The following is a 13,637-nucleotide window of genomic DNA, read 5'->3' on the forward strand; positions in this document are numbered from 1 at the left end:
AAATCGATGCGATTTGCATAAAAAAGGTTCGATTTTTACGACGGAATTGCTATGCATTGCTATACGAATTGACGAAATCCCTCGAAAACCCTGTCTCCATGTCTGTCTCACCCAATGCTCCTGCCCACATTCCCGAGCCTTCCGATCTGGTGGTCGCTCCGCTGAAGTACCGGCAGGTGGAGCGTGAAATCCGGCAGTTGGCCAAAACCCTGCCTGTCGGAGCCCGGCTCCCGTCGGAACGCAGCATGGCCAAGCTCTACGACTGCAATTTTCTGACGGTCCGCAAGGCCCTCAAGCAACTGGTGGAGGAAGGCCGCATCGTTCGCCGCGTAGGCAGCGGAACGTTTGTCGGGGATCCGTCCACACCGGAACCCGCAGACCATCGTGGCAATCGCAACGTCGGCGGCGCCAACGGCACGCCGGCCGGCGGCGTCACCACGGCGGCAGGGCACACCGCTCCGGCGACGCCACCGGCCCGCCGTGTGGGGCTTCTGGTCGTGCCTTCGGGCAATACGTATGCCAGCAGGCTGTTGCAGGAAATCGCCCACGCCGGCCTGGAAGAAGGCATCGAGATCTCCTCGCGCTGGGTGCGGGATTTTTCCGACGACGCGCTCGGCCAGGCCGAACAGCTCCGCCAGGAAGGCTGCGCGGCGCTCGCCCTGCCCTGGTTTCCCTTCGAGAAGGTGGACGAGGTGCGGGACTTTGTTTCCCGCAGTCCGCTGCAGGTGAGCCTGCCGATGGTCATTCCCGGCCTGGAGCGCAACAGCTTCGTCAACCCGCTGCGCTTTGGCGGCGGTTCGCAACGCGCCGTCGAGGCGCTTTCTTCCTATTTTCTGGAACTCGGCGCCCGGCACATCGCCTTTCTCGGTCCCGATGCGCCCGCGGACGTGATCCTGCAAAAATCGCTCACGGCCTACGCCTGCCGCGCCTCGCGTGAAGGTCTTCCCGGGCTCTGCGGACTTGTGCAACCCGGCACGCGCCCGATGGACCAGATCGCCGCCAGATGGCGGGAGCATTGCCGCGACGGCAACCTCGCCATCATCAGCTATGACGACGAGCACGCCCTGCGCTTCATGACGGCGATGCACAAGCTCGGCCTGGGCGCCCCGCGCGACTATCGCATCATCGGCTTCAACGACACCGAAGCCAGCGTGTTCAGCGACCCGCCGCTGAGCACGATTCCGCAGAATTTTGACGACATCAGCACCTGGCTGCTGCGCAACGCCCTGGCGCTCGCCCGGGGAGAGGTGGCGCAGTCGCCCGGTGGCCAGATCCCGCGCCTGATCGTCCGGAGCACGTGCGGCGGCCGCGGAAAGATCGACGACGATTTCCGCAGCCGGCTCCCGATGCTGAATATCATCATGCCGGCTACCGCCGCCGAGGCCCCGGCGCTCCCTTCGGGAATCGTTCCGCCCTCTTCCCCGACGGCCTGACCTGCCTTGCAGGATCGCCGGTCCTTCTTCCGGACGGGTTTTACCGTTCCGCTGCGACAGCACCCACCACCCGACATCAAAACCTCATGAAAAAAACATCCGCAACCGCATCGCTCTTCGTCCTCATCGCGAGCCTGTTCATCGCCGGAGGCACCGCCCTGCAGGCGCAATCCGCCGTCGGCACGAACCTGATCGTCAACGGCGATTTCTCGACTGACAGCAAGGACGCGGGCTGGCCCGACAAATGGGGCAAACCCAAGGCCGGCGCCTCGTCGTGGGAAACGTCCGAGGACGGCAAACGTTTCGTGCGCCTCGAAGCCACGGAGCCCGACAAGATGATCCTCATCTACCACCTCGCGTTCCTGAAGCCCGACGTAAAGGCCGTCGAACTGAGTTGCCGCGTCCGGGCGACCGGCCTGGTGAAGGGCACGAAATCGTGGTTCGACGCCCGCATCATGTGCGATTTTCTGACCGGTCCCGGCGGCTCGAAAATCAAGGGGGCGAAACCCCTCGTTCTCGCCAGCAAGGACACGGACGGCTGGGCCGAGCGCAAGGTCCGGTTCAATGTTCCCGAGGGCGCAAAGGCGATCCAGATCATGCCTGCGCTGTTCAGCGTGACGTCCGGCCGGCTCGATATCGCCGAGGTCGCGCTCCGCGTCGTCGAGCCTGCCGAGCCCGCGGCGCCCTGATGTAGCACGCGTAACTGTTTTGGCGGAGCGGCGGCATGGCAAGCTGTCGGCCTTCGGCCTCGGTACGTGCCGCTGCTGACGACGCAACGCGTCGTCGATTCGGACGGTGAGGCACGGGGCGAGGCGCTGACGCGCCTCGTCGCAGCGGCAGGAATGCCGCCGCTCCGTCACCACCGGTCGACCGGTTTCAGCCGTGGCGGAAGGGCACGTCGCGCATGTGCGACGTGACCCGGGCATGCGGCATCGGCCGAACCACGACCCGCAGGCCGAGCGTCCGCTGGCGTAGTGCCGAGAGCAGGACAGGAGCCACAAACACGATCGTCGCCAGGCACACGGGCCGGAGCGGCGCATTCATCAAGAGCCCTCCGGCGAGGAGGCAGATGCCGCCGGCGATGTGGAAGACGGCGATGCTGCGGAAGGCGATCGCCGCCGCGAAGCCGATGACAAGCGCACCGGCCGCACTGCACAGCGGCAGGATCCCCAGCGCGACTCCCGCCACCCAGGCCACCGGCGCGGGAAGAGCGATCCCGGCGTCCCGGTAAAAACACTGCTGGAGGACGAGACCCAGGCCGAGGACGAGCGCCGGAATCGCAAACGGCAGCCGGATCATGTCCCATGACATGCCGAGCAGTTCCGTGCCCAGCCAGCTTCTGGCCAGATTGAGCGCGAGGACCGGATCGCAGGCTCGCGCGCGCAACGAGGGACGCTCGATCACACGGCGGAACGGCACCACCTTGTAGTGGCCGCGCAGCAGAAACGAAGTGGGTGTGACCAGCAGCAGTACACCGGTGAGGTAGGTGAGGATTTCCATGGGAGGGTTTCCAGGGTCGTTGAGTTGAAGAGGCGCCTCCGGCAGGAGCGTGCGTGTTGTCCGGATACGTCCGGCCCGGTGAAGGGACGAGGTGTGGCAGAGGGCAACCCGGCAGGCCGGAGAAGGACGGCAGAGCAGCACCGCGCGGGAACGACGTCAACCGGCGGCTGCGTCGATGTCGTTAGTCTGCAGCATGATTGATGGAGGGAATTAGCCGGCGTGAAAACTGTGAATCGGATGAAAATGCCGGATGGTGGCGATAGCCTCGCCAGATGGATCCCGGTCACCTGACGCCGTCCCGGGTCAGCTATGAAACCCGCGGACGGTCTACCACGTGTCAGGCGACCGGGAAAGGATCGGGAAAATGAACAACAGGTTTTCGGAAAATGGATCCCGGCCGTCTGACACCGGCTCGGGCCAGAGACCCGCAGTTACGGTTTTGTTCTACCATTTGATCAGACGACCGGGAAAGGGAGAGAGGGATCACCAACGTTGCCAATCGATGCCGGAGGCGAGTCGGGACGTTTTCCGGGGCCGTGCCGCCGGCGAGGGCGGAGGCCGGCTCCGGAGGAGCGAGGGGATTGCGGTGTCGTTGACCGGCGGGCTGTAAAGAAATCCCTGACAGAGGGTGACGTCAAGATCGCGGACGGCCTGGGCGGTTATTTCCGTCTCGATGCCTTCGGCCACGGCTTCCATGCCGAGGCCGTGGCAGAGTTGCACGATGGCTTTCATGACGCGGTTGCCTTTCGGGACGTGCGCGTTCTGGACGATGGCCTTGTCGATCTTGATGGACTGGAAGGGGAGCTTGTAGAGCGACTCGAAGTTGGACCAGCCGACGCCGAAGTCGTCGAGCGCGAGGTGAAAGTTGCGACGCCGGAGAAATTTCAGTTTCTCCTGGCAGACGGGGCGTTCGAGGAAGGACTGGCGTTCGGTGATCTCGAAGATGATGTCGTCGTGCGCGATGCCGTGGGCGGCGCACAGGCGGGAGAGCGTCGGGTAGAGCTGGTGATCGAGGAGCTGGGGGAGCGAGAGGTTGATGGAGAGGCGGAGGTCGGGCTGGTGGCGTTTCCATTCGCGCAGCCGGGCGATCGCCTGTTCCATGAGCGTGTAGCCGATGGGAATGATGAGCCCGTTGCGTTCGGCATAGGGGATGAATTCCGAGGGGAGGACTTCGCCGAGCTTTTCGTCGTGCCAGCGCAGGAGGCATTCGAGCGAGTGGACGGAGCCGGCCACCATGTCACGGACGGGTTGATACACGATCGTGATGTTCTCGGTCTTGAGCGAGGCGTTGAGGCGGTTGAAGAGGACGGAGGGGATGGCGCGGTTTTGCAGGATGCGCCGTGTGCCGGCGGGCGAGGCGCCGGGGGCATGGTGCGGCCCGGTGAAGTAGTTGTTTTTTCCGGAATTCTTCACCTGGTACATCGCGTAGTCGGCGAGCTGCAGCAGGCGGTCGAGCGAGCGGCTGTGATCCGGATAGATGGCGTGGCCGATGCTCGCGGTGAGCTCCATGGCCCGCGGATTTTCCCGGCCGACGGCATGGACGGCTTGCAGGATGTCGGCGAACCGGGCGACGAGTGCCTTTTCGGATTTCAGGCCGGGAATGACCCAGAGGAATTCGTCGCCTCCCCAGCGGACGAGGTACTCGGGCGCGGGGATGAGGGGGCGCAGCCGGTCGACAAGCTGGCGAAGCAGGAGGTCGCCGGTCTTGTGGCCGTAGGCGTCGTTGAGTTCCTTGAAGTTGTCGAGATCGATCAGGACGATGGCGATCCGGGTGCCGGCCTTGCGGGCGTCCTTGAGGTTCTGGCTGATTTCCTGGTCGAAGAAAAACCGGTTGGGCAGATCGGTGAGCCGGTCATGCAGGGCCTTGCGCACCATGCCGGCGAGCAGGGTGAGGAGCGGAGTGTCCTCTTCTTTTTTGCGGGAGGTTTTCACCAGGCGGGGAACTGAAGGTCTTCCCGGTAGAGACCGAGGCGGTTGGCGAAGAAATACGTGAGCTGCATGCCGATGCCGTAGGCATTGTAGTCGGCCGTCTTGTTGGCGTCGATGAAGCCGCCGATCGTCCAGCGCGGCGAGAGCAGGAGGGCGGCCTGGGCGCGGAAGGAAAAGACGAGGCCGGAGGTGCTGGTGCCCGGATAGCGCGGGTTTCCGGAGCCGGAGGAGCCGAGCGGATAGTACGGGGCATCGGCCTGCTCGTTGGTCTGGTAGCCGAGGACGGCGTCGAGCTTGGCCAGCCAGGAGCCGCCTTCCCTGGTGAGGAGATTGGCGCCGATGTCGGCCTGGAGGAGGTATTCGGGGCTGAAGTAGCCGCCGTGGCCCCAGGTGAACTTGCTGAGGTTTTTCTCGTAGTGGAGAAAACTGACATCCGGACCGATGGCGAGATAAGCGAGATCGCCAAAGGGCAGCAGGCCGGAGGGGATGTCCTTGCGCAGGCCGAGGTTGAGGCCGAGGCCGTAGTTGGTCTGCACGTGGTCGCCGGTGAGGCGGGAGGCCTGGCCTTCGGCGCGCAGGGACCAGTCGTTTTCGAGCGGACGGGCGGCGAGGAGGCGGACGCCGGTGTTCATGACCTGGCCCCACGAGGCGCCCGTCCAGGGGTCGCGGATGCCGGTGTACGAGAGGAGGGATTCCCGGACGGGGAGGTAAAAACCGGCGGCTTCGAGCGTGGTACCTTCGTCCGTGACACGGGTGAGGCCGGCCTGCCCGTTGAAGTTGCGGTTGCGGATGCCTTCGGGGGCGGCGCCGGCGGCGATCCACGGGGAGTACTCGTCACCGTGGTAGCGCCAGGAGACGGTGACGTCGGAGTCGTAGACGTGGGTGGTCGGGGAATGGTTGAAATCCGGATACTCGGGGATGACCGGGTCGGAGTAGTCGCGCGGAGGGATGACGGGCGGGGTGCCGACGGGGTCGTATTCGCTGCCGACGGGCGTGCCGGACTTGAGCCGGACGAGGCTGGCCTGAAGCGCGACTTCGTGGCGGCCGCCGATGACGGCGCGGGCGTTGACGACGGGAAAGGTGCTGGTGTTGAGCTGGCCGAGGCCTTCGGTGCCGGATTTGGTGGTGTAGGAGCCGGCGAGGGTGACGGCGGGGGCGGCGAGCCCGGTGAGCTGGCTGGCGAGTGTGGCGGTTTGCGGGGCGACGGGATCGCCGGCCTCTCTGGCTTCGGCGACAGCGGCGAGTGCGGTGACGTGCCGGCCCTGCCAGGCGGCGCGGGTGGCGGCGGCGAGTCCTCCCGAAGCCACGGGCGCGGCGGCGGCTACGGCGGGGTTGTCGTTGAGCGGACCGCCGACGGCGGCGCCAAGGCGGTGGAGGCGGGCGAGAGGAGGCTCGGCGCCGGGCGCGGCGGGAAGGGCGAGCGTGGCGGTGACGAGACCGTCGGCGCTGGCTTCGTCCTTGTAGGCGCGATAGAGGCCCTCGAAAATGGAGGAGCTTTTCGTGGCGTCGCCGGTGCGCAGGTGCGACCAGGCGAGCAGGAGTTGTTCGCGGCGGTTGAGGTAGCGCTGCCGGTAAACCTGGTTGAGGAGCGCGATGGTGTCGGGGTAGCGGCCGGCTTCGTAAGCCTCGGAGGCGAGGCGGGCGTTGAGGTCGGCGTTGAGGACGAGGGCCTTTTCGAGGCCGCGGCGCACGAGCGGGGCGAGGTGCTGGCGGGCGAGATCGGGCCGGTCTTCACTGAGGGCGGTGATGGCGCGGCCGTACGGGATATCGTCACCGCCGGCGCCCCAGGCGGCGGCCTGCGAGAACCAGAGGCCCGCCGGGGCGTAGTCGGCGCGTCGATACCAGGCCCAGGCGAGCGCCTCGGCGAGGGCGGCGTCGCGGCGGGCGTGGGCTTCGTTGCCGAGCGCGGCAAGGTCGGCGTTCGTGCCGTTGTCGAGAATTTCGGCGACGGAGGGTTGCGGAGAAGCGGCGGCATCGGAGGGGACGGCAGGCGCGGAAGAGGGAGGGACAGCGGGGGCGGGAGACGGTGGCGCGGGTGGCGGCTCGGGGTCGTCGAAGACGGCGACCGCCTGGCGGGCGGCCGGGCGTGCCTGCCGGACGGCGGCGAGGACGGTCGCTCCCTGGCGGACGTCGCCGGTGAAGACTGCGGCGGAGTCGTCGAAGGCGGCGGTGTGGGCAACCGGTGCGGGAGCGGCGGCCGGCAGCATGGCGGGAAGCGCCGCGCCGGTGAGAAGAAGGAGGCCGGAGAGTGTGGGCCGGGTGCTGCTCATGGCGTGTCGTAAAGCTCGGCGGGGGTGAGCCGGCGGGCGGTGTTGGCGGCGAGGGCGAGCCGGGAGAGGAGATCGAGGCAGGCGGAGTAATAATCGTCTTCCACTGCCGTTGCCGGCAGGGTCACGGGGTCCCAGGTGCGGCCGAGGCGCAGGCGGCCGGTGGCGTTGACGAGGGCGATCAGCCCGGGGCTGGCCGGGTGGGCGTCGGGTGCGGAGGGCGCCGCGCCGGTCGTGGCGCCAGGCGGGGGAGAGGCGTGGTCGAGGGCGATTTCGTTGACGGGATGGCGGCGCCAGTCGGGCGTGGACCAGTAGCCGACAACCGGAGCGAGCGCGGGATGGCGGGGCTGATACCAGGCGAGGTAGAGCGGGATGCGGACGGCGTCGTAGCCGAAGGCAGCCGGGTGGCCGGGGGCGGGCCGCGGCGCGGGGCCGGTGTCGAGGAGTATCCAGTTGGCGGGAAGGGAGCGGGGCCCGAAGCGGCTGAGCGAGAGGAGCGTGAGGCCATCCTCGATCAGTTGCCGCCAGGGGCTCTGGCCGGCGGGGCGGGTGTCGGCGGCGGCGAAGTCGGCCAGCGCGGGCCAGACGTAATAGGAGAGGTTGAGGGTGATGCCTTCGGCGGACACGAAACCGGCGCGGCCGGGCAGGAGGGCGAGGCGCGAGGAGCGGGCCGGCAGCGGGAGCGGTTGCGAGGCGACGAGGTAGCGTTCCATGTCGTCGAGGAGGGCGCGCGAGGCGGCCCGAAAGGCGGGCACCTGCCAGCGACGGTCGGCGCAGTGGAGCGCCCAGGCGACGAGCAGGTCGCCGTCGGTGGCGTTGTTCTTGTCGTCGACGAAACCGCCGTACGGCGTGGGCACCCAGCGCCAGGCGAGGAGTTTGTCGGTGTCGCGGATCTGGAGTTGTTCACGCGTCCACTTCCAGAGCAGCTCGAAGGTGGCGCGGTCGTTGAAGGCGGTGGCGAAGAGCATGCCGTAGCCCTGGCCCTCGGAGTGGCTGATGTAATCGTTGCCGGTATCGACGACACGGCCGCGGGGGGTGATGAAGCGCGCCTTGAAATCCTCGTAGCGGGCGGCGGTGGAAAGGCTGGCGGGCGGCAACGGCGTCGTCGTGGCGGAGCGGAGGGGGAAGGGCGCGGCGGCGAGGACGATGACCAGAAGGAGGGAACGCAGGCCGGAGGGTGTCATGTGGCGAGGGTGCGGACGCGGGTCTTCTTCTGGGCGCGGCGAAGAACGCGGTTGGTGATCAGGGCGAGGGCGCCGATAAAAACGAGCACGGCGAGGGCGATGACGACGGTGGGGCGGATCGGGCTGGCGGCAGCGTCGGTGGCCGGTCCGCGAGGAGAGGAAGCGGCCGGCGCGACAGCGGCATCGGTCGCGGATTCGTCCGGCGAGGCGGAGGCGAGGCAGGGCAGGGGAGTGGCGGGCGACCAGACGAGCAGGCGGCGCGCGGGCGAGTCGAACCAGTCGAGAGGAGCGGTCTGGAGGTGCTCGACAGCGATCTGGAGGCGGCCGGGATCGATGGCGGCGAGGATGATCGCGGGCGGCAGGGACGGATCCGGATCCGCGAGCATGAGGGCGGCGTCGGTGAAATCGACGGCCGGCACGCGCCAGGTGAGGGTGGGGCGGGCGCGCGGGGCTTCAGGCTGGCGCTTGATGAGCCAGGAGAGGAGGGGAGGCTTGCGTCCGGGCGCGGTGGTGGCGGCGGCAGGGAGGCGGTCGGTGTATTCGACGGCGCCATCGGCGGCGAGGCGCAGCGGATGGCGTTCGCGCTGCGCGGGTGTCCATTGCGAGAGGAGCCCGACCTCGATATGGAGAACGGAACCGGCGATATCGGCCGGGGGCGGATTGAAGGAGGCCTGGAGGTGGATGAGCGCGTGGTGCTCGCGTCGGGCGGCCTGGCTGATGATGTCCCACATCGAGACGACGGTGCGCGGATCGCCGTCGAGCAAACGGACAAAAACCGGGGGCATGACGACCGGGCCGGCCGGAGGTGAATCGACGTCACGGAAAAAACGCAGGAAACGGCTGCCCCGCCCGCCGCCGGTGTCGGCGGGCGCGGTGGTGGCGGTCAGGTCGGGAATCGGCGCGGCGGCGGGGCGAGAACGGTCCGGATAGTTTTCGGGCAGCGTGGCGAGCGTGGCCGGCGCGGAGGGAAGCGGAAAACCGGCGGCGGCAAAGGCGGCGGCGGCGGTAATGACATCCTGCTCCGAGGGGCCGGTGATGACGACGAGCGCGGCCGAGGGATCACCCGGCAGGTGGTGGAGCGCGATCACGGGGCCCTGGTACGGGAGGGGCGCGGCATCTTCAGGAAGAAACGGCAGGATCTGGGCGAAGGTGCCGATGAGGAGGTTGTCCTGGGCGCGGCGGAGGCGGGGGCTGAAGGTGAGGTGGTAGCGGGCGTTTCCCGGCAGGCGCAGGACAACGCCCTGGGTGGCGATGGCGCCGGCGGTGAGGAGCGCGTCGTCGAGCGGCGACGACTGCGGGATGGCGATGTGGAGCGGGAAGGGCTCGCCCGGACGCGGCGCAAGCCAGGCGGACAACTCGTCGAGCATCCGGGGCGCCTCGGGAGCGGCGGCGGTGACGGCGAGAATGGAACGGCCGGCCTCGATCTGTATTCCGGGAGCGGATACTTGGGCGGAGGACGTCGCCGGCAGTTTGGCCGGAAGGCCGGCAAAGGTGAACAACAGGGTGTTGGCGCCGGGGCGGAACAGCCGTCCGGGCAGCGTCAGGCGGGACGTGATTGCCGCGGGCGCGTCTTCCCCGGCGGCGGCGAAGGCAGGCTGGCCGACGAGGATGCCGTTGAGGCGGATTTCCAGGCGCGCGCCGGACTGCTGGAGGAGGCGGGAGTGGTTCCAGGCGAGCGTCAGCGTGGCGGTCTGCGGGAGGTCGCGCGGGGAAAGCTGGAACGTGAGTTTCCTGACCGGCTTGAGCGGAGTGAGATCGATGCGGACGAGGTCGGCAGGGGAGGAGGCGGCAGAGGGAAGGAGATCGGAGAGGGCGACCTGCCAGGTGTTCAGGGTCCGGGGTCTGGAGTCGGCCGCGGTGGCGGGTGGCGTGACGGGAGCAGGCGCCGCGGGCCGGAGCCCGGTGATGACGGGCGCGTCCGCAACGGGAACAGCCGGAGCGGGCGCCACCGGAGCGGGCGCGGCAACGGGTTGCCAGGGCTGCCAGCCGGAGGCGGGGACTTCGTCGAGCGTGCGAGCGGGAACCGGTGCATTTGCGGCGGCAGCGTCCACGGGCAGGGGGGTGGCGGCGGAGCGAGCCGGGACGTCCTCGAGCAGGGGCAGGAGGATTTCTGCCGGAGCCGCGAGCGGGAACGCAGCAAGAAGGACAAAGGCGTGGGCGGCGATTTTCATGAGTCAGGGTGCGTGGCGGGATCGACGCGGTAGACGCGCTGGGCGGCCTGGAGAATGCCGGCGCCTCCCTGCGGGGACGGCAGGGGCGGGGTGGTGCCGGGCGTGGCGGAGCGGATGTCGAGCACGGGCGGGCGGCCGGGGCGGGAGCCGCCGAGCAGGCGGAGGATCCAGTGCCCGAAGTACTCGAGCGCGGAAAGGCTGCCGACGCGCAGCACGAAGAAGAGCGCGGCGAGGATGCCCTTGTCGCGATGGCGGGAATGCTGGAAGGACGTCCAGCGCTCGCTGTCGCCATAGACCAGGCGGATGCGGGCGAGTTTTTCGGCGTCGTTGTGCGGTTCGAAATGGAAGCCGATCTCGAAACCGTCGCGGGTGGGGCGCCCGTTGCGGACGCGTCCGTGCAGGTGGAGAAGCTGGCCGGAGCGGTCGCGGACGGAGAGGATGCTCTCGCCATCGAAGTGCGGGAGACCGCGCGGGGAGTCAGCCTGGATGCGGAAGCCGGCGCCGGTGTTGGAGAGATTGAAGAGCCGGCCGCTCCAGGTGATGCCGCCGTGCGTGAAGGTGACGGGGTCGAACGCCGGCAGGCGCGGGAAGGCGCGGAGCTGGCGGCGTTCGAGCATCACGCCGACGCAGGCGAGAAGGAACAGGCTGTTGAGCCCGGCCCAGCCCATCGTGATCGCGGCCGAGGCGAAGGCGCCGGACGCCGACGCGCGGAACCAGCCGGCGACGAGGGCGGAGAGATTGACGAGAAGGAGGAATACGTAGGGGCGTGCGAAGGGCGAGAGGCGGTCGGCCTCGAGGCGTTCGCCCTTGCGGGTGACCTTGAAGATCGGCGCGCGCGGCCGGAGCACGGTGCCGAGGAGCGCGGGCAGCAGCGGGATCGACTGGATGATCTCGTAAACATCGCCGATGAAACTCCACCGCAGACGCCCGAACAGGTAGCTGTGGAGCAACTGCACGCCGATCAGGTGCGGCAGCGCGAAGATAAAAAACTGCGTGGCGGTGGTATCGTAAATCTTGAGACCGAAAAGGAGGAACAGCAGCGGCGAGAGCAGGAAAAACACGCGGCTGAAGGGGAACAGCCAGTAAAAACAGCTGCTCAGGTAGCACATGCGCTGCGGGAACGTGAGCCCGCGCTGGATGAGCGGATTCTTGAGCAGGAAAATCTGGACCATGCCCATGCCCCAGCGGCAGCGCTGCTGGAGAAAGGCGGGGATGGATTCGCAGGCGAGCCCGCAGACCATGGGCCGGTCGATGTAGGCGGAGTGGTAGCCGGCGGCGTGCAGGGTGAGCGCGGTCTCGGCGTCCTCGGTGATGGACTGGCCGGAGAAGCCGCCGCATTCCTCGAGCGCGCGGCGGCGGAGGACGGCGGCGGAGCCGCAGAAAAAGGCGGCGTTCCAGTTGTCGAGGCCGGGCTGCACGCCGTGGTAGAACATCTCGTTTTCGCCGGGCATGACGGAAAACGTCCGCAGGTTTTTCTCGACGGGATCGGGATTGCCGAAGAAGTGCGGCGTCTGGACGAGAAAGAGGCGGTGATCCGTGAGGAAGGCGCCCACGGTGCGTTTGAGGATGTCGCTCGCGGGGACGTGGTCGGCGTCGAGGATGAGGACGAGCGCGCCGGAGCTGCACTGGAGGCCGGCGTTGAGATTGCCCGCCTTGGCATGGACGTTTTTCTCGCGGGCGAGGTAGGTGATGCCGTGGTGACGGCAGAGCGCGCCGAGCGTCTCGCGGCGTTGCCGGGCGACGGCGGCGATTTCCGGATCGGCGTGGTGGAGGCGGGCCTCCGTGCCGCCGTCGTCGAGCACGTAGATGCGCAGCCGGTCCTTCGGCCAGTCGATCTGGAGCGCGGCCAGCGCGGTGGTCTCGACGATGGCGATGTCCTCGTTGTAAGTGGGGATGAATACATCCACGGTCGGCCACGCGGCTTCGTCGGCGGGCAGCGGGGCGCTCTTGCGGAAAAGGGGCTTGATGTTGGTGAAATTGGAGAGCCCGAGGAGCACGAAGCCATGCAGCTCGGCGACGAAGAGCAGGAGAGCGAAAACGAAGCTGACCGGATCGTGGTAATTGAGCGTCTGGGTGCAGCGCCACACGAAGTAGGAAAACGACAGGTAGGTGACGAGAAAGATGAACAGCACCCGGCACCGCTGCATCCGCAGGGTGCGCAGGAGCAGCAGGAGCACGAGGATGCCGGCCGCGAGCATCATCTGCAGCTGCTCGTCGTCGATCAGCAGCCAGGAGAGGAAAAAGAGCAGGCCGACGGACAGGACAAGGACGAACGGGGCAAGCAGGGCGCTGTCGCGGAAACGCTGGCTGTTCATGGAACGGTGTCGTTGGTGAGCACGGGATTTTCGTCGTGGCGGGCCATGCACCGGCGCGAAGCGCGCGGCCTGGTGCCCGGTTATCCGCATGCCATCAGGATTGCCGGCCGCCTGTTGGACCCGATTTCAGGATACGTATCCGGCCGGCTTCACCCTTGTCTATGCCGGGGACGGCGCGGGAAATCTCTGGAGAGACTGTTCCTGACGGAATCGGCGGGCGGCGCCGGAGGGAAGGCCGCGCCCTGACATCGAACGGTGGAGGGAAGACTGTGACATGATGTGGTAGTGGTGGTCGGCATGAAAGGGAGGGAGCGCAGTGTCGACCGGCATTCTGCCAAAGGCGGAATTTTTTCTGCGAACGGCCCGAATCGGTCTGCGAAAGGGACGGGATGCGAGGGAAAAAACGGAGGGAACACGGCCCGGGAGGGGGGGCGGCCCCATGGGGCGGGCGGCATGACTGCCTGGTGTCTCTGCAATTACACAATAACTGATCGGCGTGGTAGGACATCTTCTGGTTTCCTGAGGGACGATTGCACGGGGCTAGCGGGGCGGCGAGAGGGAGGAGGCGGCGCGCAAGGAGCGGGGGGACGGGCGACGGAGCGATTTTCGCGGCGGAGGTTTTCCCGATGGCAGGAAAATGCCGCCGTTCCTGGCATCCGCAAAAGCGGCGACGAGGATTTCGCTGGCCAGCTCCTCCGGAGTGCATCCCCGCTTCCGGGCAGCCTTGGTGAGGGCACGGATGACCTTGCGAGAGGTTTCTGCGGTCAGGTGATGCATTTTACACTCTTTAAAGACTTGGTTCAGGATCGCAACCTTTAGTGACTTGTCGTCAATCATT

Annotated in this window: 9 protein-coding genes; 2 read left to right on the forward strand and 7 right to left on the reverse strand. The window is 67.5% G+C overall.

Translation table 11 applies throughout. The annotated features are described in order from the left end of the window. The first annotated feature begins 68 nt into the window (after positions 1-68). The gene (locus OPIT5_20850) at positions 69-1,433 is read left to right on the forward strand and encodes a transcriptional regulator (GenBank protein AHF92331.1); all 1,365 of its coding nucleotides are present in this window, start codon (positions 69-71) and stop codon (positions 1,431-1,433) included. 86 nt (positions 1,434-1,519) lie between these two features. After that, positions 1,520-2,122 carry a hypothetical protein gene (locus tag OPIT5_20855; GenBank protein ID AHF92332.1) on the forward strand — a complete coding sequence of 201 codons (603 nt, stop codon included), beginning with the start codon at positions 1,520-1,522 and terminating at the stop codon, positions 2,120-2,122. Between the two features lie 187 nt (positions 2,123-2,309). Here the strand turns inward: OPIT5_20855 and OPIT5_20860 are convergent, their stop codons facing one another. From OPIT5_20860 to OPIT5_20890, 7 genes are all read right to left on the reverse strand, one after another. After that, entirely contained in the window at positions 2,310-2,933 is a 624-nt protein-coding gene (locus OPIT5_20860; protein AHF92333.1) for a hypothetical protein, read from the reverse strand. A 483-nt stretch (positions 2,934-3,416) separates the two neighbouring features. Next, entirely contained in the window at positions 3,417-4,865 is a 1,449-nt protein-coding gene (locus OPIT5_20865) for a diguanylate cyclase (GenBank protein ID AHF92334.1), read from the reverse strand. Further along, the gene (locus OPIT5_20870; protein ID AHF92335.1) at positions 4,862-7,132 is read right to left on the reverse strand and encodes a cellulose synthase; all 2,271 of its coding nucleotides are present in this window, start codon (positions 7,130-7,132) and stop codon (positions 4,862-4,864) included. Before OPIT5_20870 ends, OPIT5_20865 begins: the two co-directional genes overlap by 4 nt. Then, positions 7,129-8,313, reverse strand: coding sequence for a glycoside hydrolase family 8 (locus tag OPIT5_20875; GenBank protein ID AHF92336.1), 1,185 nt, complete (start codon positions 8,311-8,313; stop codon positions 7,129-7,131). Before OPIT5_20875 ends, OPIT5_20870 begins: the two co-directional genes overlap by 4 nt. Further along, positions 8,310-10,484, reverse strand: a complete 2,175-nt coding sequence (locus OPIT5_20880; GenBank protein AHF92337.1) for a Bacterial cellulose synthase subunit — start codon at positions 10,482-10,484, stop codon at positions 8,310-8,312. Before OPIT5_20880 ends, OPIT5_20875 begins: the two co-directional genes overlap by 4 nt. After that, on the reverse strand, positions 10,481-12,889 hold the full coding sequence (locus OPIT5_20885; protein AHF92338.1) for a cellulose synthase: 2,409 nt from the start codon (positions 12,887-12,889) through the stop codon (positions 10,481-10,483). The genes OPIT5_20880 and OPIT5_20885 overlap by 4 nt, the downstream gene beginning before the upstream one ends. A gap of 450 nt (positions 12,890-13,339) precedes the next feature. Next, a complete protein-coding gene (locus tag OPIT5_20890) occupies positions 13,340-13,576 on the reverse strand; it encodes a hypothetical protein (GenBank protein AHF94567.1) in 237 nt (78 codons plus the stop codon). Positions 13,577-13,637: the final 61 nt, after the last annotated feature.

The organism is Opitutaceae bacterium TAV5 (genome assembly GCA_000242935.3).
Lineage (GTDB): Bacteria > Verrucomicrobiota > Verrucomicrobiia > Opitutales > Opitutaceae > Geminisphaera.

Coding starts and splice junctions, on each gene's coding strand:
- OPIT5_20855 (AHF92332.1), top strand. CDS start 1,520: ATGAAAAAAACATCCGCAACCGCATCGCTCTTCGTCCTCATCGCGAGC.
- OPIT5_20860 (AHF92333.1), bottom strand. CDS start 2,933: ATGGAAATCCTCACCTACCTCACCGGTGTACTGCTGCTGGTCACACCC.
- OPIT5_20870 (AHF92335.1), bottom strand. CDS start 7,132: ATGAGCAGCACCCGGCCCACACTCTCCGGCCTCCTTCTTCTCACCGGC.
- OPIT5_20875 (AHF92336.1), bottom strand. CDS start 8,313: ATGACACCCTCCGGCCTGCGTTCCCTCCTTCTGGTCATCGTCCTCGCC.
- OPIT5_20880 (AHF92337.1), bottom strand. CDS start 10,484: ATGAAAATCGCCGCCCACGCCTTTGTCCTTCTTGCTGCGTTCCCGCTC.
- OPIT5_20890 (AHF94567.1), bottom strand. CDS start 13,576: ATGCATCACCTGACCGCAGAAACCTCTCGCAAGGTCATCCGTGCCCTC.
- OPIT5_20885 (AHF92338.1), bottom strand. CDS start 12,889: ATGCGGATAACCGGGCACCAGGCCGCGCGCTTCGCGCCGGTGCATGGC.